Source organism: Streptomyces sp. JN8 (genome assembly GCF_055808075.1).
Genome location: NZ_CM147852.1, coordinates 2,288,788 through 2,314,778 on the forward strand (window position 1 = coordinate 2,288,788; position 25,991 = coordinate 2,314,778).

Consider the following 25,991-nt stretch of genomic DNA (forward strand, 5'->3'; position numbering starts at 1 on the left):
TCAGTCACCCGTCGTGAAGATCCACTGCTCGTGGATGCCGATGTTGTGCAGGAGTCGCTGGGCGTGTTCGGTGCGGGCCTCGACGTCGGGGTCGTCCCGGTCGTAGAGGAGCCCGGCGATGTCCCCGCTGTGCGCGGCCTGGATGCCGAGGGCGCCGGTCTCCCGCACGATGGAGCGCAGCCCGTCGAGGCGGGGGATGGGCAGGTGCCGCTGGTTGATGTCGGTACTGGCGGTGGCGACGGCGCCGACGAGGGCGACGTCCTTGGTGTGGATGGCCTCGCGCAGCATCACCTGGAGTTCGGCGAAGAGTTCGAGTTCGGCGCCGCCGTACTCGGCGGGCGGGAAGGCCAGTGTGTCGACGCCTCTGCCCTCGTTCTCGGGGCGGGAGCCGAAGCCGAGGACGCGCACGGCCGGCATGCGGTAGCCGAAGTCCTCGATGACCTTGCCCTCGCGCTGCGCGAACAGCACCGAACTCTCGTTGAACATCAGGGAGTCGGACGCCGTCTCGGCCCGCACCGCGATCCTGGCGATCTCCTCCGGGGGCAGCGGGGACACCAGGGCGTCCTGTACGGCCCAGACGGCGGCGAGCACGTCGCTCGTGGAGGAGCCGAAGCCGCGGCAGAGCGGGACGTCGCCGGTGAGTTCGAGGTGCCCGCCCACCGGTCCCTCCCCTGGCGGCAGGCAGGCCTCGGCGGTGAGCTGCGCGGCCCGCGCCGCCTTGGTCTTCCAGGTCGGGTAGACGGTCAGCTTCTCGCCCCGCGCGGGGATGAACGAGGCCCGGGTGGTGTGGACGGTGCAGGGCAGGGTGACCAGTCCCCGGGTGAGCTGGCCCTGGTGCGGAAAGACGCCCTGGAGAATTTCGCCGTGATGTATCGGGGCCGAGGCGACGCCGACCCGCCAACCGGAATGATCCACCATGTCCTTGACTTCCTCTGGGGGCCGGACCGCACCGCTCACAGGGCCTGGCCGATCGTGCGGACATCCACACGCTAGGCAGCGCGGGGGCCGGGATCCGGCTGGTCGGGCGGCAGTATGCGGGCAGTTCGGCGCGCGGCCGCCGGACGCGCCGGGGCCCGTACGGCGGTGGAGCGGCCGTACGGGCCCGGGTGTGCGGGGGTGGTTCAGATGCGTGCGGGCCTCAGGCGGCGGGCGAGGACCTGTCCGACGGCCCGCAGCGGCTCCGCCTCGGTCATCCGGGCGTGCTCGCAGTCGACGGCGAACTCCTCGACCCGGCCCGTGACGTACGGCGCCCAGGCCTCGGCGCCCGAGGCGGGTGCCGGTGTGCCGGTGGCGTCGAAGAACAGCGCGTCGCCGCCGAACCGTACGTCCGGCACGTACCGGTACCGCATCCGCAGGTTGTCGAGGGTGGCCGCCACGACGGCCGCCGCCTGCGCGTGCTCCAGGGCGCCGAGCACCGGGTCGGACCGGCGCAGGGCGTCGGCGAGTTCGTCGACGTCGGGCGCCGTGTCCGCGCAGCGCACCCGTACCGTCTCGCCGGCGGAGCCGAGGAGGGCGGTCAGCACGTGCCGGCCGTCGATCTCCGGTGCGGTGAAGCCCTCGGGGAGGGGGTAGGAGTCGAGCAGGGCCAGCAGGGCCACGTCCTCCCCCGCCGCTTCGAGCCGGGCCGCCACGGCGTGCGCGACCAGACCGCCGAAGGACCAGCCGAGCAGGTGGTAGGGGCCGTGGGGCTGGATCCTGCGGATCTCGGCGAGGTAGTCGTCGGCCATCTCCTCCAGGGAGGCCGGTGCGTCGTGGGTGCCGCCGAGCCTGCGGGCCTGGAGCGCGACGACCGGCCGGTCCTGGTCGAGGTGCGGCAGCAGGCCCGCGTATCCCCAGCTCATCCCGGACACGGCGTGGACGCAGAACAGGGGCGGTTCGCCGGAGCCCGTCGCCGTGGCGGCGCGGATGGGGAGCACGGTGCCGAGCGGGTCGTCACCGCTGCCCGCCGCGATCTGCTCGGCGAGGAGCGCGGGCGTGGGGCTGCGGAACAGGTCGCTGATGGTGATGCGGGTGTCCCAGACGGCGCGGATGCGGCTGATCAGCCGGGTGGCGCGGAGGGAGTGTCCGCCGCGGTGGAAGAAGTTGTCGTCGATGCCGACGGATGCGAGTCCGAGGTTGTCGGCGAAGAGTCCGCAGAGGATCTCCTCGGCGGGGTTGCGGGGTGCTCGTCCGCCCTCGGCGGCGGCGCTGTCGTCGGGGGCCGGGAGGGCACGGCGGTCGAGCTTGCCGTTGACCGTACGCGGCAGCGCCTCCAGGACCACGAACGCCGAGGGCACCAGGTGCTCGGGCAGGCGGGCCGCGACATGCCGGCGCAGCTCCTCCGGAGCCGCCTCCCCCACCACGTACGCGACGAGCCGCTTGTCGCCGGGGCGGTCTTCGCGGACGACGGCGGCGGCCTGCACCACCGCCGGGTTGGCCATCAGCGCCGCCTCGATCTCGCCGGGCTCGATGCGGAAGCCCCGCAGCTTGATCTGCTCGTCGCCACGACCGAGGTACTCCAGGGCACCCTGCTTGTTCCAGCGGGCCAGGTCACCCGTCCGGTACATCCGCGCCCCCGCCGGCCCGTACGGGTTCGCCACGAACCGGTCGGCCGTGAGCGCCGACTGCCCGATGTATCCGTGTGCGAGACCATGACCGGCGACATACAACTCCCCCGGCACACCCGGCGCGACCAGCTCCAGGTTCGCGTCCAGCACGTAGGCGTGCTTGCCGGCCAGCGGGCCTCCGACCGGGATGCTCGCCGCACCCGCGGCCGCACCCGGCTCGATCACGAACACCGTCGTGAACCCCATGCTCTCCGCCGGACCGTAGCCGTTCAGAAGATGCAGCTGAGGGTGATCGGCCAGAGCCCTGGCCGTGTGGCTCGGGGACGCCGCCTCTCCGGCGGTCATGGCCTCCTTGACGTGGGCGAGGGTCAGGGGGTGTTCGTCGAGCATGTGGTTGAAGAGGCTCGCGGACATCTGGAGCGAGGTGACCCCGTGCCGCTCGACCAGTTCCGCGATGAGATGCGGGTCGGTGTGCTGGCCGGGCTGGAGGACGCAGACGCCTCCGTGCAGCAGCGGACCGAACACCTCCAGGGCGAACGCGTCCCAGGACACCGGCGAGCACTGCAGGAACGTCTGCTCCGGCCCGAAGGCCAGATAGTCCGGACCCACGAACGTCGCGGCCAGCGCACGGTGCGAGGCCATCACACCCTTCGGCAGACCCGTCGAACCCGACGTGAACATCACGCAGGCGACGGATTCGGGTGAACCTCCTGTCTCCACGGCGGTCCCGGAGAGCCCGCTGACCTCGGCGACGTCGGCCGTGAGGTCGACGACGACCGCCTCCGTGGCGAGCCGCGGCAGATGCGACTGCGTGAGGAGGGCGGTGGGTGCGACCTGCGCCAGGACACCTTCAAGGCGTTCGACGGGGAACAGCGGGTCCAGCATCGTGTAGCCGGCGCCGGCCTTGAGTACGGCCAGCAGCGCGGCCACCATCTGCGGCGAACGCTCCACATGCACACCCACCAGGTCCCCCGGCCGCACACCCCGGCCCGTCAGATGACGGGCCAGCCGGTTCGACCAGACGTCCAGCTCCCCGTACGACACCACCTGGTCCTCGAAGACCAGCGCCGTCGCCTCCGGCGACCGCGCCGCCTGCCCCGCGAACAGACCGTCCAGACCGAGCTCCGGTCCCGGGGTCGGCTCGCCGGCCCAGGCCGTCAGGCGTGCCCGCTCGTCCTCGTGGAGGAGCGCCATCGCGCCGACGCGGGAGTCGGGTGCGGTGGCGGCGCACTCCAGGAGGAGCAGCATGCGGTCGAGGAGTCGCTCGATCGTTCCGGGTTCGTAGAGGTCGGTGGCGTACTCGACGGTGATGTCGAGCCCGTCCGGCCCGCCGTCGGCCGTCCGCCTCTCACCGAACGCGAACGTCAGGTCGAACTTCGCGATCCGCAGCTCCGGAGCCACGAACTCCGCCCGCAGACCACCCAGTCCAGGCGCGCCCACCGCCGTGTCACCCACGGTGAGCATCACCTGGAACAACGGATGCCGGGAAGCCGAACGCTCAGGATTGAGCACCTCGACCAACCGGTCGAACGGAAGGTCCTGATGAGCCCACGCGGAAAGATCCGTCTCCCGCACCCGGCCCAGCACCTCACGGAAGGTGGGATCACCACCCACGTCCGTCCGCAGGACCAACGTGTTGACGAAGAAGCCCACGAGATCGTCGAGAGCCTGATCCGTCCGCCCCGCGACCGGCGAACCGATCGGGACGTCACAGCCGGCACCACACCGCGCGAGGAGAGTGGCGACGGCCGCCTGGGCGACCATGAACAGGGTGGTTCCGGTCTCGCGCGCCAGCCCGGTCAGGGCGGCGTGCGTGGACGCGGGGGCGGTCACCTGGTGGGTGGCCCCGCGGTAGGAGGCGACGGCGGGCCGGGGCCGGTCCGCCGGCAGCGTCGCCTCCTCGGGCAGTTCGGCCAGCTGCTGCCGCCAGTAGGCGACCTGGCGCTCCTCGTCGGTGGTGAGGAGGCTCCGCTGCCACAGGGTGTAGTCGGCGTACTGGACCGGGAGCGGCGCCCAGTCGGGCGCGGCGCCCGCGCCGCGGGCCGTGTAGGCCGTGGCGAGGTCCCGCAGGAGCGGGCCGTTCGACCAGCCGTCGGAGGCGATGTGGTGCATCACCACCAGAAGCACGTGCTTCTCGGGGGACAGCTCCAGCAGATCCGCGCGGATGGGCAGGTCCGTGGAGAGGTCGAACGTGGTGCCGGACAGTCCGGCCAGCACCTGGGGCAGCGACTCCTCCGTCACCGGGGTCACCGGGAGCGCGAGGTCGGTCGCCGCGAGAGGGCGGATCGCCTGGTGCGGCGTCCCGGCCTCGGAGGGGAAGGAGGTCCGAAGGGATTCGTGGCGCCCGACGACGTCGGTGAGCGCGCGGCGCAGGGCCTCCGCGTCGAGCGGGCCGGTGAGCCGGACGGCCAGCGGGATGTTGTACGTGGGCGAGGGCCCCTCCAGCTGGTCGAGGAACCAGAGGCGCTGCTGGGCCGAGGAGAGCGGGAGCAGTTCGGGGCGCTCGCCCGCCGTCAGCGCGGGGCGTTCCTCGTCGCCGCCGCTCCGCGCGATCAGCTCGGCGAGCCGTGCCACGGTCGGGTGCTGGAAGACCTCCCGCACGCCGAGGCGTACGCCGAAGGCGTCGCGGATCCTGGAGGTGAGCTTGGTGGCGCGGAGGGAGTGTCCGCCGCGGTGGAAGAAGTTGTCGTCGATGCCGACGGATGCGAGTCCGAGGTTGTCGGCGAAGAGTCCGCAGAGGATCTCCTCGGCGGGGTTGCGGGGTGCTCGTCCGCCCTCGGCGGCGGCGCTGTCGTCGGGGGCCGGGAGGGCACGGCGGTCGAGCTTGCCGTTGACCGTACGCGGCAGCGCCTCCAGGACCACGAACGCCGAGGGCACCAGGTGCTCGGGCAGGCGGGCCGCGACATGCCGGCGCAGCTCCTCCGGAGCCGCCTCCCCCACCACGTACGCGACGAGCCGCTTGTCGCCGGGACGGTCCTCACGGACGACGGCGGCCGCCTGCACCACCGCCGGGTTGGCCATCAGCGCCGCCTCGATCTCGCCGGGCTCGATGCGGAAGCCCCGCAGCTTGATCTGCTCGTCGCCACGACCGAGGTACTCCAGGGCACCCTGCTTGTTCCAGCGGGCCAGGTCACCCGTCCGGTACATCCGCGCCCCCGCCGGCCCGTACGGGTTCGCCACGAACCGGTCCGCGGTCAGAGCCGACTGCCCGATGTAACCGTGCGCCAGACCATGACCGGCGACATACAACTCCCCCGGCACACCCGGCGCGACCAGCTCCAGGTTCGCGTCCAGCACATAGGCGTGCTTGCCCGAGAGCGGACCGCCGACCGGGATGCTCGCCGCACCCGCGGCCGCACGCGGCTCGATCACGAACACCGTCGTGAACCCCATGCTCTCCGCCGGACCGTAGCCGTTCAGCAGATGCAGCTGCGGGTGATCGGCCAGGGCGCGGGCCACGTGGGCGGGAGAGGCGGCCTCTCCGGCGGTCATGGCCTCGCGGATCTCCCCGAAGACGGCGGGGTACTCGTCGAGCATGTGGTTGAAGAGGCTGGCGGACATCTGAAGGGTCGTGACCTGGTGCTTCTCGACCAGTTCCGCGACGAGGTACGGGTCGGTGTGCTGGCCGGGCTGGAGGACGCAGACGCCTCCGTGCAGCAGCGGACCGAACACCTCCAGGGCGAACGCGTCCCAGGACACCGGCGAGCACTGCAGGAACGTCTGCTCCGGCCCGAAGGCCAGATAGTCCGGACCCACGAACGTCGCGGCCAGCGCACGGTGCGAGGCCATCACCCCCTTCGGCAGACCCGTCGAACCCGACGTGAACATCACGCACGCCACCGACTCGGGTGAACCGCCCGTCTCCACCGGGGCTCCCGAGAGCCCGCTGACCTCGGCGATCTCCGCCGTGAGGTCGACGACCACCGCGGGCGTGGACAGCGGGGCGAGGTGCGACTGGGTGAGGACGGCCGCCGGCGCCACCTGCGCCAGGACGCCGTTGAGGCGTTCGACGGGGAACAGCGGGTCCAGCATCGTGTAGCCGGCGCCCGCCTTCAGTACGGCCAGCAGCGCGGCCACCATCTGCGGCGAACGCTCCACATGCACACCCACCAGATCCCCCGGCCGCACACCCCGACCCGTCAGATGACGGGCCAGCCGGTTCGACCAGACGTCCAGCTCCCCGTACGACACCACCTGGTCCTCGAACACCAGCGCCGTCGCCTCCGGCGACCGCGCCGCCTGCCCCGCGAACAGACCGTCCAGACCGAGACGGGGCGCCGTGGTCGCGGGTCCCGCCCACTCGGTCAGACGCCGGTCCTCCTCGTCGCCGAGAAGCGCCAGCCGGGAGATCGGCCGGTCCGGGTCGGTCACCGCGTCGGTGAGGAGGCGGGCGAGACGGTGCGCGACGCTCTCGGCCGTGGAGTGCTCGTAGAGGTCGGTGGCGTACTCGACGGTGATGTCGAGCCCGTCCGGCCCGCCGTCGGCCGCCCGCCTCTCACCGAAGGCGAACGTCAGGTCGAACTTCGCGATCCGCAGCTCCGGAGCCACGAACTCCGCCCGCAGACCACCCAGTCCAGGCGCGCCCACCGCCGTGTCACCCACGGTGAGCATCACCTGGAACAACGGATGCCGGGAAGCCGAACGCTCAGGATTGAGCACCTCGACCAACCGGTCGAACGGAAGGTCCTGATGAGCCCACGCGGAAAGATCCGTCTCCCGCACCCGGCCCAGCACCTCACGGAAGGTGGGATCACCACCCACGTCCGTCCGCAGGACCAACGTGTTGACGAAGAAGCCCACGAGATCGTCGAGAGCCTGATCCGTCCGCCCCGCGACCGGCGAACCGATCGGGACGTCACAGCCGGCACCACACCGCGCGAGCACGGTGGCCACGGCGGCCTGGGCCACCATGAAGACGGTGGTGCCGGTCTCCCGTGCGAGCCCGGTCAGCGCCCGGTGGACGGGAGCGGGGCAGGACACGGTGAGGGTGGAGCCCTGGTAGGAGGCGACGGCGGGCCGGGGCCGGTCCGTCGGCAGGGTGGCCTCCTCGGGGAGGTCCGCCAGCGCCTTCCGCCAGTGGTCGAGTTGGGGCGGCTGCTCCGTGCCGAGGAGCTCGCGCTGCCACAGGGTGTAGTCGGCGTACTGGACCGGGAGCGGCGCCCAGTCGGGCGCGACGCCCGCGCCGCGGGCCTCGTAGGCGCGGCCGAGGTCGGCGAAGAACGGGGCGTTCGACCAGCCGTCGGAGGCGATGTGGTGGGTGACCACCATGAGGACGTGCTCGTCCGGCGCCAGAATGAACAGGGCCGCCCGGAGCGGGAGTTCCGAGGTCAGGTCGAAGACCTTGGCGCTCTCGTCGGCGAGCAGCCCGGGCAGCTGCTCCTCCGTCGCCGCCGCCGTCGGCAGGGGGACGTCGATCCCGTCGGCGGGCAGGACGTGCTGGTGGGCCTCGCCGCCGGTGGTGCGGAAGACGGTCCGCAGGGATTCGTGGCGTCCGACGACGTCGGTGAGCGCGCGGCGCAGGGCCTCCGCGTCGAGCGCGCCGGTGAGCCGGACGGCCAGTGGGATGTTGTAGGTCGCGGACGGCCCTTCCAACTGGTCGAGGAACCAGAGGCGCTGCTGGGCCGAGGAGAGCGGCACCCGTTCGGGGCGGTCCTGGACCGTCAGGGCGGGGCGGGCCGGCTCGCCGTTGCCCGCGGCGACCAGCTCGCCGAGCTGGGCGACGGTCGGATGCTGGAAGACGTCCCGCACGGTGATCCGGGCGCCGAGGGCGGTGCGGATCCGGCTGACGAGCCGGGTGGCGAGCAGCGAGTGCCCGCCGAGCCGCAGGAAGTGGTCGTCGACGGTGACGGAGGCGCGGCCGAGGACGTCGGCGAAGAGGCCGCACAGCACCTCCTCGACGGGGTTGCGCGGAGCCCGGCCGTCGCTCTCGCCGGTCAGGACGGGCTGCGGCAGCGCGCGGCGGTCGAGCTTGCCGTTGCCGGTGAGGGGCAGGGCGTCCAGGACCACGAACGCGGACGGCACCATGTACTCGGGCAGGGCGTCGGCGGCGTGTCGGCGCAGGGCGGCCGTGTCGAGGTCTCCGGCGGGGCTGCTGCCGCCGTGTCCGACGAGGTAGGCGACGAGTCGCTTGTCGCCCGGCCGGTCCTCGCGGACGATCACCGCGGCCTGCGCCACCGACGGGTGGGCGACCAGCGCGGACTCGATCTCCCCGGGCTCGATGCGGAAGCCGCGCAGCTTCACCTGCTGGTCCGCCCGCCCCAGGTACTCGATCTCGCCCTCCCGCGACCAGCGCACCAGGTCGCCCGTCCGGTACATCCGGGAGCCGGCGGCGGGGCCGTACGGGTCGGCGACGAACCGCTCGGCGGTGAGGGCCGGGCGGCCGAGGTAGCCGCGGGCCAGTCCGGCGCCCGCGATGTACAGCTCCCCGGGGACGCCGGGCGCGACGAGACCGAGGTGGTCGTCGAGGACGTAGAGGCGGGTGTTGTCGAGGGGGCCGCCGATGGGCAGCGCGCCGTCGTAGGCGAAGGGACGGCGGATCTCGTGGGAGGTCGCGAAGGTCGTCGTCTCCGTCGGACCGTAGCCGTTCACCACGGTCAGCTCCGGGCAGGCGTCCATCACCCGGCGCACCGCCTCCGGCGGCACGACATCGCCGCCCGTCCACACCTCCCCCAGACCGCCGAAGGCCGCCGGGTCCTCCTCCGCCACGAGCCGGAACAGCCCCACCGTCAGCCACAGGCCGGTGATCGACTCCTCCGCCAGCACCCCCGCGAGCGCCGCCGTGTCCAGGACACCCGTCGGGGCGACCGCGACGGTGCCGCCGGTCAGCAGCGGGGCCCACAGCTCGTACGTCGTGGCGTCGAAGGTGTGCGGGGAGTGGAAGAGCACGCGTCCGTGGGCGGGCCTGGTCCAGCGGTGGTCCAGGGCCAGTTCGGCGACGTTCCGGTGGGTGACGGCGACGCCCTTCGGCACGCCCGTCGAGCCCGAGGTGAACATCACGTACAGCCACTGGTCGGGGTGCGTGGCGACCTCGGGCGCCGTCTCGGGGTGGGCGTCGAGCTCCGGGTCGCGGTCGAGCCCGTCGACCAGGACGATCCGGACGCCGTCCGCCTCGGTGAGGATGTCGTGGTCGGACAGCGCCGGGTCGACGAGGAGGACCGGTGCGGCCGTGTCGGCGAGGATGAGGGAGAGCCGGGAGGCCGGGTCGACCGCGTTGAGCGGGGCGTACACGCCGCCGGCCTTGGTGATGGCGAGCAGCGACAGGACCAGGTCGGGCGACCGTTCCATGAGGACGGCGACGACGGTCTCGGGTCCCACGCCGAGCGAGCGGAGGCGGTGCGCGAAGCGGTTGGTGAGGGCGTCGACCTCGGCGTAGGTGCGGTCGGCGCCGGCCTGGGTGAGGGCCACCGCGTCCGGGGTGCGGGCGGCCTGTGCGGCGAAGAGCTCCGCGAGGGAGGCGTCCGGTACGGGGGTGGGGCGGCCCGTCCAGGTGTCCAGGAGCAGGGTGCGCTCGGCCCCGTCGAGCAGGTCGAGCCCGGAGAGCGGTGTGTCGGGGTGGGCGACGGCCTCGGTGAGCAGCCGGCCGAGGCGGGCGAGGAGGGCCTCGACGGTCTCGGGGTCGTACAGGTCGGTGGCGTACTCGGCGGTGATGTCGAGGCCGCCGGGGCGGCCGTCCTCGGTGAGGTGCTCGTCGAACCCGACGGTGAGGTCGAACTTGGCGGTGCTGGTGGGCGAGTACTCGGCGCGCGTCCGGAGACCGGGGAAGCCGGTGTCGGAGTCCGCGGCCGCGCCGGAGTTCGCCGCGCCGGCCTGGACCAGGGTCAGCATGACCTGGAAGAGGGGGTGGCGGTCGCCGGTGCGCTCGGGGTTGAGGGCCTCCACGAGCCGGTCGAACGGCAGGTCCTGGTGGGCCCAGGCCGCCAGGTCGGTGGCCCGCACCCGCTCCAGGAGCTCCCGGAACGTCGGGTCGCCGCTCACGTCGGTGCGCAGCACCAGGGTGTTCACGAAGAAGCCGACCAGGTCGTCGAGGGCTTCGTCGGTGCGGCCGGCGACCGGGGAGCCGACGGGGACGTCGGTTCCCGCGCCGGAGGCGGCCAGCACGGTGGCGAGCGCCGCCTGCGCCGCCATGAAGAGGGTGGCGCCGCTCCCCCGGGCCAGTTCGACGAGGGCGGCGTGGGTGGCGGGCGGGCAGTGCAGGGTGCGGGTGTCGCCGCGGTAGGAGGCGACGGCGGGGCGCGGACGGTCCGCCGGGAGGGTGGCCTCCGCGGGGAGGCCGGCCAGCCGGTCGCGCCAGTAGGCGATCTGCCGGGCCATGACGCTGTCCTCGGCGTCGGCCTCGCCCAGGAGTTCGTGCTGCCAGAGGGTGTAGTCGGCGTACTGGATCTCCAGGGGGTCCTGCTCGGGTGCGCGGCCGGCGACCCGGGCCCGGTAGGCGTGGGCGAGGTCGCGGAGCAGCGGGGCGATGGACCAGCCGTCGGAGGCGATGTGGTGCATGACGACCAGCAGGACGTGCTCGTCGTCGGCGTCCGCGGTCTCCTGCGCGAGTCGGATCAGCCGCGCCTCGACGGGCAGGTCGACGGCGAGGTCGAAGACGTGGGCCGACTCGGCGGCGAGGACGTCCGCGAGGGTCTCCTCCGTGGCCGTGAGGACGGGCAGGTCGATCCGTGCCTCGTCGGTCCCGCGTATCTCCTGGTGGGGCGTGCCGTCGCGCTCCGGGTAGACGGTGCGCAGGCTCTCGTGCCGGGCGACGACGTCGCCGAGGGCCCGGGTCAGCGCCTCGGTGTCGAGGGTGCCGGTGAGGCGGAGGGCCAGCGGGATGTTGTAGGTCGCCGACGGGCCCTCGAGCTGGGCGAGGAACCACAGGCGCTGCTGGGCGTATGACAGGGGGATCACTGGGAGGCTCCCATCCGGCGCATCGGCCGCAGCTTGGGTCGCGCGGTCTCGGCGCGGTCGAGTCGCTCGGCCAGGGCGGCCACGTTCGGGTTCTCGAAGAGGGCGGGGACCGGGAGTTCGGCCCCGAGGGCGGTGCGGATCCGGCTGACGAGCCGGGTGGCGAGCAGGGAGTGCCCGCCGAGGCGGAAGAAGTCGTCGTCGACGGTGACGGCGGGGACGCCGAGGACGTCGGCGAACAGTCCGCACAGGACTTCCTCGCGCGGGGTGCGCGGCTGCCGGCCGGTGCCGCTGCCGGTGACGGCGGGTGCGGGCAGGGCGCGGCGGTCGAGCTTGCCGTTGGAGGTGAGGGGCAGGGCGTCCAGGACCACGAAGGCGGACGGGACCATGTAGTCGGGGAGGAGTCCGTCGGCGTGGCCGCGGAGCAGGTCGGGGTCGGGGGCGGTGCCGTCGGTGCCGACGAGGTAGGCGACGAGTCGCTTGTCGCCCGGCCGGTCCTCGCGGACGATCACCGCGGCCTGCGCCACCGACGGGTGGGCGACCAGCACGGACTCGATCTCCCCGGGCTCGATGCGGAAGCCGCGCAGCTTCACCTGCTGGTCCGCCCGCCCCAGGTACTCGATCTCGCCCTCCCGCGACCAGCGCACCAGGTCGCCCGTCCGGTACATCCGGGAGCCCGGCGGTCCGTAGGGGTCGGCGACGAACCGTTCGGCGGTGAGGGCGGGCCTGTCGAGATAGCCCTGGGCGAGTCCCGTACCCGCGATGTACAGCTCGCCCTGGACGCCGGCGGGCAGCAGGCCGAGGTGGTCGTCGAGGACGTAGAGGCGGGTGTTGTCGAGGGGGCGGCCGATGGGCAGCGCGCCGTCGTAGTCGAAGGGGCGGTGGATCCGGTGGGAGGTCGCGAAGGTCGTCGTCTCCGTCGGACCGTAGCCGTTCACCACGGTCAGCTCCGGGCAGGCGTCCATCACCCGGCGCACCGCCTCCGGCGGCACCACGTCACCACCCGTCCACACCTCCCCCAGTCCCCGGAACGCTCCCGGATCCTCCTCGGCCACCAGGCGGAACAGCCCCACCGTCAGCCACAGGCCGGTGATCGACTCCTCCGCCAGCACCTTCGCCAGCGCCGCCGTGTCGAGCAGGCCGGGCGGGGCGACGACGAGGGTGCCGCCGGACAGCAGGGGCGCCCACAGCTCGTACGTCGTCGCGTCGAAGGCGAGCGGGGAGTGCAGGAGCACACGGCGGTGGGCTCCGCCGGCGAACCGGGCGTCGGCGGCGAGTTCGGCGACGTTCCGGTGGGTGACGGCGACGCCCTTCGGCACGCCCGTCGAGCCCGAGGTGAACATCGCGTAGGCGAGCTGTTCGGGGTGGACGTCGACCGCGGGGGCCGTGTCCGGCAGGTCCTGGACGTCGGCCCCGGCGACCGTCAGGGCGCGGGCGCCCGCGGGGAGTTCGAGGTCCACGCGCTCGCGGTCGGTGAGGAGCAGGCTCGGTCCGGACATCCGCACGATCAGCTCGATGCGGTCCGCCGGGTAGCGGGTGTCGAGCGGGACGTAGACGGCGCCCGCCTTGACCACGGCGAGGATCGACACGACGGCGTCCAGGGAGCGTTCCAGGAAGAGGATGACGCGCGATCCGGGGCGCACCCCCTCGGCGATCAGGCGGTGGGCCAGCCGGTTGGCGCGCCGGTCCAGTTCCGCGTACGTCAGCCGCTCGCCCGCGAGGGTGACGGCGACGGCGTCCGGGGTGCGGGCGACCTGCGCGGCGAACAGCTGCGGCAGCGAGGCGGCGGAGCGTGCCCGGCGGGCGCCGTGCCAGGTGTCGAGGAGCCGGGTGCGCTCGTCGGCGGCCAGGACGTCGAGGTCGCCGATCGGGACGTCGGGAGCGCCGGCCGCCGCTTCGAGGAGCCTGACCAGGCGGGCGGTGACGGCCGAGACGCCGGCCGCCTCGTAGAGGTCGGTGGCGTACTCGACGGTGATGCCGAGGCCGGCCGGACCTCCGTCGGCCGTCCGGTGCTCGTGGAAGGTGAACGTGAGGTCGAACTTGGCGATGTCGAGCGGCGTGAACTCCGACGTGGCGCGCAGGCCGGGGAGGTGGGGTACGGGGCCGGCCGCGTCGGTGACCGAGAGCATGACCTGGAAGAGGGGGTGGCGGGCGGCGGACCGCTCGGGGTTGAGGGTCTCCACGAGCCGGTCGAAGGGCACGTCCTGGTGGGCCCAGGCCGCCAGGTCGGTGGCCCGCACCCGTTCCAGGAGCTCCCGGAACGTCGGGTCGCCGCTCACGTCGGTGCGCAGCACCAGGGTGTTCACGAAGAAGCCGACCAGGTCCTCCAGCGCCTCGTCGGTCCGTCCGGCGACCGGGGAGCCGAGCGGGATGTCCGTGCCGGCGCCGGAGCGCGAGAGGAGGACCGCCGTGGCCGCCTGGGCCACCATGAAGAGGGTGGTGCCGTTCTCGCGGGCCAGCCGGGTGAGCGCGCCGTGCAGGTCGGCGGGGCACTGGACGGTGAGGGAGGCGCCCCGGTACGAGGCGGTCGCGGGGCGCGGCCGGTCGGCGGGGAGCGTGACCTCCTCCGGGAGCCGGTCGAGCGCCTCGCGCCAGTGGTCGAGCTGCCGCTCCTCGTCGGCGGCGAGCAGGGCCTGCTGCCAGAGCGCGTAGTCGGCGTACTGGACGGGCAGCGGCTCCCAGGCGGGGGCGGCGCCCTGGGTGCGGGCCGTGTAGGCGGTGCCGAGGTCCCGCATGAGCGGCGTGTTCGACCAGCCGTCGGAGGCGATGTGGTGGGTGACGAGGAGCAGCACGTGCTCGTCGTCCGCGAGCCGCACCAGGTCGGCCCGGACGGGGAGTTCGCGGGCCAGGTCGAAGGTCGTCGCGGACAGGTCGCGCAGGACGGCGGCCAGTGCGTCGCGGGTCGCCGGGATGACGGGCAGCTCGGGGCGCGCCTCGGCGGCCGGCACGACCACCTGGTGGGGCGTGCCCTGTTCGGCGGGGAAGAGCGTGCGGAGCGCCTCGTGACGGCCGACGACGTCGGCCAGGGCGAGCCGCAGCGCGTCGGCGTCGAGGAGTCCGGTGAGGCGGACGGCGAGGGGGATGTTGTAGGTGGCCGAGCCGCCTTCCATCTGGGCGAGGAACCAGAGCCTGCGCTGGGCGGGCGAGAGCGGCACCCGCGCGGGCCGCTCGCCCGCCACGAGGGCCGGGCGCCGGCTCTGCCCGTCGGCGCCGGGGTCGGCGAGGAAGGCGGCGAGTCCGGCGACGGAGGGGCAGCGGAAGAGGTCCCGCACGGACACCTGGGCGCCCAGGGTGTGCCGGATGCGGCTGACCAGCCGGGTGCCGAGCAGGGAGTGCCCGCCGAGGCGGAAGAAGTCGTCGTCGATGGAGACGGCGGGCAGACCGAGGGCGTCGGCGAAGAGTCCGCAGAGGACCTCCTCGACGGGGGTGCGGCCCTGCCGGCCGCCGGGCCCGGTGCCGAGCCGCGGCGCGGGCAGGGCACGGCGGTCGAGCTTGCCGTTGGGGGTCAGCGGGAGGACGTCGAGCTCGACGAACGCGGAGGGGACCGTGTACTCGGCGAGGCGCCCGGCGGCGTGCCTCCGCAGGCCGTCGGTGTCGGCGCGGGTCCCCGGCGCGGGGACGACGTAGGCGACGAGGCGCTTGTCGCCGGGCCGGTCCTCACGGACGACCACCGCGGCCTGCGCCACCGACTCATGCGCCAGCAGCGCGGTCTCGATCTCCCCGAGCTCGATGCGGAACCCGCGCAGCTTCACCTGCTGGTCCGCGCGCCCCTCGAAGACGATCTCGCCGTACTCGTTCCACCGCGCCAGGTCGCCCGTCCGGTACATCCGCTCACCCGCCGGACCGAACGGGTCCGCGACGAACCGCTCGGCGGTGAGCGCCGCGCGGCCCACGTACCCCCGGGCCAGATGGCTGCCGGCGACGTACAGCTCACCGACCACCCCGGGAACGACCGGCCGCAGCCCCGCGTCCAGGACGTACATCCGGGTGTTGGCCATCGGCACCCCCAGATGCAGACGCTCCACCACCCGCTCCGCGGGCCCGAACGCCTGGTAACTGCAGAACACCGTGGACTCCGTGGGCCCGTACGCGTGCACCACGGACGTGTCCGGGCAGGAGTCGAGCACCCGCCGCAGCGCCGGGGCCGACAGGACGTCGCCCCCCGTCCAGATCTCCCGCAGACCCGCCAGCGACTCCACCGCCTCCGACGCCATCGCGTCGAAGAGGGCCGTGGTGAAGTAGACCGCCGAGATCCGCTGCTCCACGATGGCCCGGGCCAGCTCGCCGATGTCGACCTTCGGCGCGCTCAGCACCACCGCGGTCCCGCCGCTCAGCAGCGGCACCCACAGCTCGTACGTGGACGAGTCGAACGCCAGCGGCGAGTACGCGAGCACCCGCCGATGCCGCTCCCCGGAACGCGAATCCGAACCCGAACCCGAACCCGAACCCCACCACGGGTCCAACGCCAGCTCCACCACGTTCCGATGGGTGTTCGCCACCCCCTTCGGCACACCGCTCGAACCCGACGTGTACATCACGTACGCCGACTGGTCGGGATGGACGACCGGTCGGGACGCCGGGATACGCGTCTCGGCGAGAAGGGACCGCAGGTCGGGAGCCGGCAGCGTGTCCAGGTCCCGGGCGAATCCGACGTCCTGGGCGGGGCGGTCGGTGACGAGGAGGGCGGACCCGGTGTCGGCGAGGATGAACGCGAGCCGCTCCTCCGGCTGACGCGGGTCCAGCGGCACGTACGCCCCGCCCGCCTTGAGCACGGCGAGGGCCGCGACCACGAACTCCGCCGAGCGGTCGAGGAAGAGGCCCACGGCGCCACCCGGCCGGACTCCGTGCGCGGCGAGCCGGGCGGCGAACGCGTCCGACGCGCGGTCGAGGTCGCGGTACGTCGTCTCGTGCTCTCCGCACACCAGCGCCACGGCGTCCGGGGTCCGCGCGGCCTGCGCGGCGAACAGCTCGTGCAGCGCGCCCTCGGGGAGGCGGACGGCGGTGTCGTTGTAGTCGGCGAGCAGGCGGCGGCGCTGGGTCTCGGAGAGCAGCTCGATGTCGGAGACCTTGACGTCCGGGTCGGCGACGACGGCGTCCAGGACCCGGGCCAGCCGTTCGCCGGCCGTCTCGACGGCCTCGGGGTCGTAGAGGTCGGTGGCGTACTCCAGGACGATGTCGAGGCCGTGGGGGTGGCCGAGCCGGTCGCGGTGCTCGTAGAAGTTGACCGTGAGATCGAACTTGGCGATGCCCGCGCTCAGTTGCCGGGTCTCGGCGCGGACGCCCGGCAGCCGGGGCGTCGCCTCGGCGGCCTCGGCCAGAGTGAGCATGACCTGGAAGAGGGGGTGGCGGCTGGCGGACCGCTCGGGGTTGAGGGCCTCCACGAGCCGGTCGAAGGGGAGGTCCTGGTGCGCCCAGGCGCCGAGGTCGGTCTCCCTGACCCGGTCGAGGAGTTCGCGGAAGGTCGGGTCGCCCGAGGCGTCGGTCCGCAGGACGAGGGTGTTGACGAAGAACCCGACCAGGTCTTCGAGCGCCTCGTCGGTCCGCCCGGCGACGAGCGAGCCGAGGGGGATGTCGGTGCCCGCTCCGGAGCGGGACAGCAGGGCCACGGTCGCGGCCTGCGCCACCATGAACATGGTCACCCCGTGCTCCCTGGCCAGGGTGCTGAGGGCCCGGTGGGTCTCCGCCGGGCAGTGCACGGTGTGGGTGGCGCCGCGGTAGGAGGCCACGACCGGGCGGGGCCGGCCGGTGGGCAGCGTCACCTCGGCGGGCAGCCGGTCGAGCGCCTGCCGCCAGTGGGCGAGCTGGCCCTCCTCGTGGTCGGCGAGGAGTTCCCGCTGCCAGAGGGAGTAGTCGGCGTACTGGGCCGGCAGCGGCTCCCAGGCGGGGGCGGCGCCCTGGGCGCGGGCCGTGTAGGCGGCGCCGAGGTCCCGCATGAGCGGCGTGTTCGACCAGCCGTCGGAGGCGATGTGGTGCACGACGAGGACGAGCACGCTCCGGGTCGGCGCGAGTTCGAGGAGCACGGCGTGCAGCGGCAGGTCGGCGGCGAGGTCGAAGAGGTGCCCGGTCTCCTCCGCGAGCCGCGCGGGCAGCTCGTCCTCGGTGACGGCGGCGACCGTGAGCGGCACGGTGACCCGCTCGGGGTCGGCGATGTGCTGGCGGGGCTCGCCCCCGACCACCGGGTAGCGGGTCCTGAGGACCTCGTGGCGGGCGATCACGTCCGCGAGCGCCTGCCGCAGCACGTCCGGGTCGACGGCGCCGGTGAGGTGCACGGCGAGGGGGATGTTGTAGGTGGCCGAGGGGCCCTCCATCTGGTCGAGGAACCAGAGGCGGCGCTGGGCGGCGGAGAGCGGGAGCCGGTCGTCGGACCGGTCGGCCGGGGTGAGCGCGGGGCGGAGGGTCTGCCCGGCGTCGGCGGTGATCAGCCGGGCGAGGGCGGCGACGGTCGGGTGGAGGAAGAAGTCGCGCAGGGAGAGTTCGGTGGCGAGGGCGGTGCGGACCCGGCCGACGAGGCGGGTGGCGAGGAGCGAGTGTCCGCCGAGGCGGAAGAAGTCGTCGTCGATGGAGACGGCGGGCTCGCCGAGGGCGTCGGCGAAGAGTCCGCAGAGGACCTCCTCGACGGGGTTGCGCGGGGCCCGGCCGTCGCCTTCGCCGCCCGCCACGGGCTGCGGCAGGGCACGGCGGTCGAGCTTGCCGTTGGCGGTCAGGGGAAGCGCGGCGAGCTCGACGAAGGCGGAGGGGATCATGTACTCGGCGAGGCGCTCGGTGCTGTGCCGGTGGAGGGCCTCGGTGTCGACGCGGGTGTCGAGGGCGGGGACGACGTAGGCGACGAGGCGCTTGTCGCCGGGCCGGTCCTCGCGGACGATCACCGCCGCTTGCGCCACCGACTCATGCGCCAGGAGAGCGGTCTCGATCTCCCCGAGCTCGATGCGGAACCCGCGCAGCTTCACCTGCTGGTCCGCACGCCCCTCGAAGACGATCTCGCCGTACTCGTTCCACCGCGCCAGGTCGCCCGTCCGGTACATCCGCTCACCCGCCGGACCGAACGGATCCGCGACGAACCGCTCGGCGCTCAGCGCCGCCCGACCCACATACCCCTCCGCCAGATGGCTGCCGGCCACATACAGCTCACCGACCACCCCGGGAACGACCGGCCGCAACCCCGCGTCCAGCACGTACATCCGGGTGTTCGCCATCGGCACCCCCAGATGCAGACGCTCCACCACCCGCTCCGCGGGCCCGAACGCCTGGTAACTGCAGAACACCGTCGACTCCGTCGGACCGTAGGCATGCACCACGGACGTCTCCGGGCAGGAATCGAGCACCCGCCGCAGCGCCGACACCGACAGCACGTCCCCACCGGTCCAGATCTCCCGCAGACCCGCCAGCGACTCCACCGCCTCCGACGCCATCGCGTCGAACAGCGCCGTCGTGAAGTACACCGCGGTGATGCCCTGCCGGGTGATCTCCCGGGCCAGCTCGCCGATGTCCAACTTCGGCGCGCCCAGCACCACCGCCGTCCCACCGCTCAGCAGCGGCACCCACAGCTCGTACGTCGACGAGTCGAACGCCAGCGGCGAGTACGCGAGCACCCGACGGTGCCGCTCCCCCGAACCCGCACCCCACCACGGATCCGACGCCAGCTCCACCACGTTCCGATGGGTGTTCGCCACCCCCTTCGGCACCCCACTCGAACCCGACGTGTACATCACGTACGCCAACTGGTCCGGGTGAACCGGCACGTCGAGCGCCGCCACCTCGTCCCCTTCCGGGTCCGTCACGTCCTCCGCGAGCCGGACCACCGGCAGGTCGCCGGCGAAGGCCACGTCCCGCGGGTCCCGGTCGGTGAGGAGGAGGACGGACCCGGTGTCGGCGAGGATGAACGCGAGCCGCTCCTCCGGCTGACGCGGGTCCAGCGGCACGTACGCCCCGCCCGCCTTGAGCACGGCGAGCATCGCGACGACGTAGGCCGGGGACCGGTCCTGGAAGAGGCCGACGCCGTGGCCGGAGCGGACCCCCCGCTCCCGCAGGCGGTGCGCCAGCACGGTGGCGGCCGAGTCCAGCTCGCGGTAGGTGAGTTCGTGTTCCCCGCACACCACGGCCACGGCGTCCGGCGTCCGTGCGGCCTGGGCGGCGAACAGCTCGTGCAGGGCGCCCTCGGGGAGGCGGACGGCGGTGCTGTTGTACGCGTCGATGTCGACGGCGGGAGCCTGGACGGAGTGCTGGTGAGACATCTTCTCGACACCATTCTCGAAGGTTCGGGCGGATACGGGTCTCGCGGCGTGCCGGACGTCCCGTACGGCCACGACTGGGAATCGCGTGTGTGGTGCTGAGGCGGAACCGGGCCTCGCGGACCTGGCGGTCCGGCTAGGCGGCGCCGGGGGCCGCCGGCCCCCGCTCCCACCGGCCCGGCAGGAGCAGGTCCTCCGGGTCCAGGGCGTTCACGTGGTACTTGCCGACCGCGCTGGTCAGCATCCGCAGTTCGAGGGCCAGGGCCTCGACGAGACGGGTCAGTCCCGCCTCGCGGTCCTCGTCGACGGCGAGGAGCGCGGCCCGGCCGAGGCCGACGGCGCGGGCGCCGAGGGCGAGGGCCTTGACGGCCCGGGTGCCCTCCCACATGCGTCCGCTGGCGAGGAGGCAGTGATCGGTGCGGCCGACGCGGCGCAGGCAGTCGGCGAGCGGCAGGCCGACGTGGGCGAGGAAGCCGGTGGGGGCCCAGGCCGTGCCGCCCTCCGCGCCGTCGACGGTGACGGAGTCCGCGCCGGCCGCCCAGGCGGTGGCCGCGGCGTGGGCCACGTCGCGGCCGGGGTGCAGCTTCACCCACACGCGGGCGCGGGGGAAGTTGTTGCGCATGAGGCGGATCTGCTGGCGCAGGATCTCCTCGGTGAAGGTGCCGGGGCTGGCGACCCGGAGCACCCGGTCCCCGCCGGCGCCGAACACCTCGTCGAGGGAGTACTGCTCGGCGACCTGGCCCGCGGTCTCCCGGTCCAGGAGGGTGAGTCCGCCCAGGCCGGGCTTGGCGCCCTGCCCGACCTTGAGCTCGAAGGCGAGGCGGCCGGTGGCGAGCAGGGGTTCCGTGACCGGATCGCTGTAGACGAGGTTCCACACCTCGGCGTCGGCGTCCTCGGTGGACTGCTGGACGACGACGCCGCCGTGCTCGTCGTCGGCCGCCGCGGCGTAGGCGGCGATCCGGCCGAGGAGGGGGGAGGCGCCGGCCTCGTCCGCGCTCCGGTAGCCGTTGACGGGGACGACGTTCTCGCCGATGACCAGCGGGATGCCGAGGGCTCCGGCCTGGCGTCCGGCGGCCTCGCCGAGGTCGTGGCTGGCGGCCCGGGTGGATCCGAAGGCCGACACGTACAGGGGCAGTCGGCTGGTGAACCCGCCGACGACGGTGTCGAGTTCGACGTCGCTGTACAGGGGTTCGCGGGCGAGGTCGATGAGCTTCTTCAGCCGCTCGGGCATGAAGACGGGGGGCACGATCCGGATCTGCTCCAGCTCGTCGTCCGGGTCGTGCCCGCCCGGTCCGGCGGCCGGGCCGTGAGCGGCCGGGAGGCCGCGGGGGGCGGCGCCGAGCAGCCCGGTGCCGTAGTCCGCCTCGGCCGGGAAGACGGCTCCGGCGCCGTGCCGGGCGCGCCGGCGGACCTGCTCCTCGGGGAAGCCGTCCGCGACGAGTGCCGTGCTCACGCCGACACCACCCCGGGGAGCTTCGGGTAGGCGCTGGCCTGCCAGGCGGCCTGGCGGCCGGTGACGTACCGGGTGAAGCGCTCCAGGCCGATGCCGAAACCGGAGCTGGCGGGGATGCCGCGGCGGGCGAGGTCCAGGTACCAGCCGTACTTGGCGGGGTTCTCGCCGGTCTCCCGCATGCGGGTGACGAGGGTGGCGTAGTCGTGCTCCCGCTCGCTGCCGCTGGCGAGTTCGCCGTAGCCCTCGGGGGCGATGAGGTCGAAGTTCCGGAGCACACCGGGCTGTTCCGCGTCCTCCTTGTCGTAGAAGCCGCGGGAGCCCTTGGGGTAGTCGGTGATGAAGAAGGGGCGGTCGGCGCGGGCGGAGACGATCTCCTCGGCCTGCCAGTCGATCTCGGCGGCGGGGTCCTGGGGGTGGCCGAGGCCGATCAGCTCGGCGGTGGCCGCCTGGTGGCCGACGCGTCCGAAGGCGCCCGCGAAGACCTCGCGGAGGGCGTCGGTGTCCCGGCCGAGCAGGTCGAGCTCGGCCCGCATGCCGCTGAGGACCTCGGCGACGACGTGGCCGACGAGCTGCTCGGCCAGGTCCATCGCGTCCTCGCGGCGGGCGTCGCGGATCTCGACGTCGATCTGGTGGAACTCGGCGAGGTGGCGGTGCGTGACGGCCGTCTCGAGGGGTTCGAGCCGGACGTTGGGGGCGATGTAGAAGATCTTGTCGAAGGCGAGGAGCGAGGCCTGCTTGTAGAGGATCGCGCTCGTCATCATCTTGTACTTGTGGCCGTAGAAGTCGACGTCCACCTGCTTGGAGCCCCGGATGCCGGGGTCGGTGACCGGGCCGATGACGGGCGGCAGCAGCTCCTGGAATCCGCGGCCGGCCAGGAAGGCGCGGGTGGCGGCGAGCATCCGGCTCTGCACGCGCAGGGTGGCCCGGGTCAGCGGATCGGTCAGGTGCGCGTCGGGCGACGCCGGGAACGGCAGGAGAGCCTCGTCCACGGCCTCGGCGATGATGGCGGTCACGGTCATACCTCCTGGAGGAGTGGGACGTCGGCGGGGGTGGTGCCGGCGTCCTCGGTGCGGGTGTCGTGGTGGTCGTATCGGCGCTGGACGAAGGTCAGCGCGTCGTGCAGTCCGGTCGCGGTGAGCCGGGCGCCGCTGCGTCCGGCGACCCGCCCGATGGGCATGGCTCCGATGTGCGACCAGCTCAGGCGGCCCGCCGCGTCGATGTGGCTGCGGGAGCGGCCGGCGTTGTCGGGGTGCAGGCAGTAGGGGACGTCCAGGTAGCCGCGCTCGAAGGCCTTCAGGAGCGCGCTGCCGGGGTCGGTGTGCAGGTCGAGGACGGCGTCGACGAGCGCGCGGGCCTCCGCGTACACGGGGTTGGCGGCCCCCTCGTCGTCCTCGGTGCCCGCGGTGGCGGCGGCGCGGCGAGCCGCCGCCGCGGCGATGCGCAGGGCCCGGACGTTCTCGGCGACCGTCGGGATGCGGTGGGCCTCGGCGGCGGTCTTCACGATGAGCCGCTGTGCCCCCGCGCGGACCGCCAGTTCGGCGGAGTCGGCGAGGAGGGCGTGGGCTCCGGGGGTGGTCCTCGGGTACACGCCCATGTAGGTGTAGACGACGACGTGCCAGTCGGTGTCCGGGAGGAGTTCGGCCGCGAGCCGGCGCAGTGCGCGGATCGCCTGCCGGTCCTGCTCGGGGCTGGTCTGCTGGGCGTAGCTGAGCGAGACGGAGCGCAGTCCGGCGCGGTGGAAGAAGACGCCCTCCAGGGCGCTGAGGGCCACGAGCAGTCCCGGCGGGCAGAGCTGGCCGAGCATGCAGCCGCCGAAGCTCTCCAGATGGGGTTCGGCCCCGTCGGCGCGCAGGGCGGCCAGCCGCTCGCAGGTCTCCCGCCAGTTGCGGACCGAGTCGACGAGCGGCGTGCGCCCGTACGGCAGGCAGTAGGAGACGGGGCCGCCCTCGGTCGCGGTGAGGCCGAGGCGGGCGAGTGCGGCGACGATCCGCTGCGGGCTCGCCGAGCCGTGCCGGACCTGCACGGGGAAGGTCTCGTCCGCGAGGCCGTCCAGGACCCACCGCGAGGTGCTCGGGCTGTACGAGGTGATCGGGTAGCCGTTGAGGGGGATGCCCTCGCCCAGGGCCCGGACGGCCGAGGGCTCGTCGCAGACCCGGGTGTAGCTGTCGATGGTGAGGGTGCCGGCGACGGCGTCCGTGGCGGCCTTGGTGGCCGCGAGCCCGGTCCTCATCCGGGCGGGTGCGGAGAAGCCCATGCGGGGCTGGACCACGAGGGCGCCCCTCGCGTGCGCCGCGGCCACGAACCGGCCGAAGGAGGTCACCCTGCCACCCCTTCGAGGGAGGTGGCGGACGCCACCGGGGCGGAACCGGAGGGGACGAGGCCGGCGGTCGCGGGGCCGTCCGCCAGGGGGGCGAACGGGCCGCGTTCCGCGTCGAGTCGGGCGACGAACGCCGCGAAGGCGCCGAGGCCCTCGTCCTCGCCCTGCTCCGGGCCGTCCTGGAACACCGCGTCGAAGCCGGCCTCGCGCAGCCGGCGGCCGTGCCCGGCGCGCTGCTCGGCGCCGAGGACGCCCAGCTTGCCGCCGATGACGGCCGGCAGGCCGGCGAGCTCCCAGCGCGAGCGGATCGCCCGGATGAGCTGTTCGGCGTCCTGGAAGCCGTGGCCGTTGACCGTGCTGACGACCAGCAGGTCGGGCTGGTACTTGCCGCAGGACTCGACGATCTCGTCCTGGGGGACGCACGGGCCCAGGTTGAGGACGTGGTGTCCCAGGTCCTCGATCAGCAGCTGGATGAAAACGAGATTCCAGGTGTGCGCATCGGACGGCAGTCCGGTGACAACGACGTCCAGCGGCCCGGATCGCTCCCGGGACGCCCATTCCGCAGTCTGCATCATCACTTCGTCCACATCGTGGGATGACAAGTGGGAGAAGGAGGTCCTGGATCGCTCGGAACGTCCCTTCGGCATCGATCGTAGGAACGCGGAACCCCGCCGACCGGCGCCCCGGGCGGCAGCCGGGCGGCAGTTGCCGGTGCCCTTCGCCGCCGCCCTCCCGGCCCGCCCTACAGTCGGGTTCCGCCGCTGCGCAGCCCCTTCGGCCGGAGCGGAACACGGGAGCACGCGCGTCCGAGAACCCTGAGGAGTGGATCCATGTCCCAGATCGCCCCCGCCGCGGAACTGGCCGCGGCCCTGCGCGACGTCATGACCGAGGCCGACCGCCACGAGCCCCTGGGCGAGGCGAAGTTCGCCGTACTGGAGGCGGCCGTGCAGCTGATCGACGCCGACCGGCCGGAGCTGGCCGACCAGCCCCGGCTCCGGACGGAGCTGCTGCGCGAGGCGCTCGGCTCGGTGCGGGCGGCCGCGGTCGCCACCGGCATCGCCGTCACGCGCGCCAACGAGGTGTCGCGGGTCCTCGTGTAGGCCCCCGCCCGCGCGGCCGGCCGGAGGGCGCGGGGCGCGGGCGGGCTGCCGCCGAACTGCCGCCCGGGCTGCCCGAACCGGCGGAGGCGGTCTCGTAGCGTCGAGGGACCGGTGCGGCACCGGATCCCCGTTCCACGGAACCCACAGAGGTGAAGCCATGGCAACCAATCCGTTCGACGACGCCGACGGCCGTTTCGTCGTCCTGGCCAACGACGAGGGCCAGCACTCGCTGTGGCCCGCCCGGATCCGCCGCCCGGAGGGCTGGCAGCTGGTCCGCGAAGAGGGCGGCAAGCAGGAGTGTGCCGACTACATCGAGGCCAACTGGACGGATCTGCGGCCCCGTTCGGTCGTCGCCGCGATGGGCGGCTGACGTCCGCCACGCACCCGCGGGGGCGGCGTCGGTACCGGGTTCGCGAACCCGGTACCGACGCCGCCCCCGTCCCGTTCTCCGTCCCCGTCCCGTTCCCGGGCCCGGCCCCTCGGGGGCGGGCCCGGACGGGCGCCGAGGACCTGAGGTCTCACTCCTCGCCGACGACGCACCACTCCAGTACGGCCATGGCGGCGGTCATCTTGTGGTGGGCCTGCCGCCAGGCGAGGCTGCGCTCGCCGTCGAGGACCTCGTCGGTGACCTCCTGGCCGCGGACGGCCGGCAGGTCGTGCAGGAAGACGGTGTCCGGGCCGCTGTACCGCTCGAAGAACGCGCGGTCGATGGCGAACCCCTCGAAGGCGGCGAGCCAGTTCGGGTCCGCCTTCGGTACGCCCATGGTCTGCCAGCGGCTCGTGTACACCGCGTCGACGGGGCCGTCGACCTCGGCCGGGTCGGTGATCCGGCGCACCTGGTGGCTGCCCCCGCTCAGTTCGTCGACGAGGTCCATGGTGCTCTTGGGCACCTCGTACCCCTCCGGGCTCAGCAGGGTGATCCGCAGTCCGGGGGTCAGCGCGCCGGCGAGGGCGAGGGCGGCGCCGGAGCTGTTGCCCTCGCCGACGACGAGGACGTGGAGGCCGTCGAGCTTCCCGAAGTGCTCCGCCAGCGTGGTCAGGTCGGCGATCGCCTGGGTCGGGTGCTCGTCGAGGCTGAGGGCGTTCACCACGGCGAGGTCGGGGCTGCCGCCGAGGCGGCGCATCTCCGCGACGTCCCCGTTGGTGCGGACGACGAGGGCGTCGAGGTACTGGCCGAGGACCCGGCTGGTGTCCTCCACTGTCTCCCCGGTGGTCAGCTGGAGTTCGTCGGGGCCGAAGGTGATGACGTCGGCGCCGAGCCGGGTGGCGCCGCTCCAGAACGAGGTCCTGGTCCGGGTGGACGACTTGCGGAAGTAGACGCCGACCTGCCGTCCGGCCAGCGGCCGGTCGTCGACGCGGCCGGTGCCGAACTCGACGGCTCGGGCGACGATACGGGCGAGCTGCTCGGGCTTCAGGTCGGCGAGCGAGATCAGGTTGCGCATGGCGGACGGACCTTTCCAG

The 25,991-nt window shown here is 73.6% G+C and carries 10 protein-coding genes; 2 read left to right on the forward strand and 8 right to left on the reverse strand.

What is annotated here, in order from left to right; all coding sequences use genetic code 11:
• From ACY0MR_RS09840 to ACY0MR_RS09870, 7 genes are all read right to left on the reverse strand, one after another.
• Nucleotides 1-918: a GHMP family kinase ATP-binding protein gene (locus ACY0MR_RS09840; protein ID WP_361850097.1), complete on the reverse strand. Its 918-nt coding sequence runs from the start codon at nucleotides 916-918 to the stop codon at nucleotides 1-3.
• 203 nt (nucleotides 919-1,121) lie between these two features.
• Nucleotides 1,122-11,435 carry a non-ribosomal peptide synthetase gene (locus ACY0MR_RS09845; protein WP_473560330.1) on the reverse strand — a complete coding sequence of 3,438 codons (10,314 nt, stop codon included), beginning with the start codon at nucleotides 11,433-11,435 and terminating at the stop codon, nucleotides 1,122-1,124.
• Nucleotides 11,432-19,663, reverse strand: coding sequence for a non-ribosomal peptide synthetase (locus ACY0MR_RS09850; protein ID WP_473560332.1), 8,232 nt, complete (start codon nucleotides 19,661-19,663; stop codon nucleotides 11,432-11,434). Before ACY0MR_RS09850 ends, ACY0MR_RS09845 begins: the two co-directional genes overlap by 4 nt.
• 133 nt (nucleotides 19,664-19,796) lie before the next feature.
• A complete protein-coding gene (locus ACY0MR_RS09855; protein ID WP_473560334.1) occupies nucleotides 19,797-21,113 on the reverse strand; it encodes a glutamate synthase-related protein in 1,317 nt (438 codons plus the stop codon).
• Entirely contained in the window at nucleotides 21,110-22,132 is a 1,023-nt protein-coding gene (locus ACY0MR_RS09860; RefSeq protein WP_473560336.1) for an asparagine synthetase A, read from the reverse strand. Before ACY0MR_RS09860 ends, ACY0MR_RS09855 begins: the two co-directional genes overlap by 4 nt.
• Nucleotides 22,129-23,433, reverse strand: coding sequence for a methylaspartate mutase (locus ACY0MR_RS09865; RefSeq protein ID WP_473560338.1), 1,305 nt, complete (start codon nucleotides 23,431-23,433; stop codon nucleotides 22,129-22,131). The genes ACY0MR_RS09860 and ACY0MR_RS09865 overlap by 4 nt, the downstream gene beginning before the upstream one ends.
• Nucleotides 23,430-24,005 (reverse strand): cobalamin B12-binding domain-containing protein, encoded by a 576-nt coding sequence (locus tag ACY0MR_RS09870; protein ID WP_473560340.1) that lies wholly within the window; start codon nucleotides 24,003-24,005, stop codon nucleotides 23,430-23,432. The genes ACY0MR_RS09865 and ACY0MR_RS09870 overlap by 4 nt, the downstream gene beginning before the upstream one ends.
• A gap of 255 nt (nucleotides 24,006-24,260) precedes the next feature.
• Here ACY0MR_RS09870 and ACY0MR_RS09875 point away from each other — a divergent pair, with 255 nt between their 5' ends.
• Together ACY0MR_RS09875 and ACY0MR_RS09880 are read left to right on the forward strand one after the other, a co-directional pair.
• A complete protein-coding gene (locus ACY0MR_RS09875; protein WP_148001796.1) occupies nucleotides 24,261-24,530 on the forward strand; it encodes a hypothetical protein in 270 nt (89 codons plus the stop codon).
• Between the two features lie 157 nt (nucleotides 24,531-24,687).
• Nucleotides 24,688-24,900: an MbtH family protein gene (locus tag ACY0MR_RS09880; RefSeq protein ID WP_329283812.1), complete on the forward strand. Its 213-nt coding sequence runs from the start codon at nucleotides 24,688-24,690 to the stop codon at nucleotides 24,898-24,900.
• A gap of 148 nt (nucleotides 24,901-25,048) precedes the next feature.
• Here the strand turns inward: ACY0MR_RS09880 and ACY0MR_RS09885 are convergent, their stop codons facing one another.
• Nucleotides 25,049-25,972, reverse strand: coding sequence for an ornithine carbamoyltransferase (locus tag ACY0MR_RS09885; RefSeq protein ID WP_388806794.1), 924 nt, complete (start codon nucleotides 25,970-25,972; stop codon nucleotides 25,049-25,051).
• Between the last annotated feature and the right edge of the window lie 19 nt (nucleotides 25,973-25,991).

Excerpts from the sequence above, each read along its gene's own strand:
- ACY0MR_RS09840 (WP_361850097.1), bottom strand. The coding sequence starts at position 918 with ATGGTGGATCATTCCGGTTGGCGGGTCGGCGTCGCCTCGGCCCCGATA.
- ACY0MR_RS09850 (WP_473560332.1), bottom strand. The coding sequence starts at position 19,663 with ATGTCTCACCAGCACTCCGTCCAGGCTCCCGCCGTCGACATCGACGCG.
- ACY0MR_RS09860 (WP_473560336.1), bottom strand. The coding sequence starts at position 22,132 with ATGACCGTGACCGCCATCATCGCCGAGGCCGTGGACGAGGCTCTCCTG.
- ACY0MR_RS09870 (WP_473560340.1), bottom strand. The coding sequence starts at position 24,005 with ATGATGCAGACTGCGGAATGGGCGTCCCGGGAGCGATCCGGGCCGCTG.
- ACY0MR_RS09875 (WP_148001796.1), top strand. The coding sequence starts at position 24,261 with ATGTCCCAGATCGCCCCCGCCGCGGAACTGGCCGCGGCCCTGCGCGAC.
- ACY0MR_RS09880 (WP_329283812.1), top strand. The coding sequence starts at position 24,688 with ATGGCAACCAATCCGTTCGACGACGCCGACGGCCGTTTCGTCGTCCTG.
- ACY0MR_RS09885 (WP_388806794.1), bottom strand. The coding sequence starts at position 25,972 with ATGCGCAACCTGATCTCGCTCGCCGACCTGAAGCCCGAGCAGCTCGCC.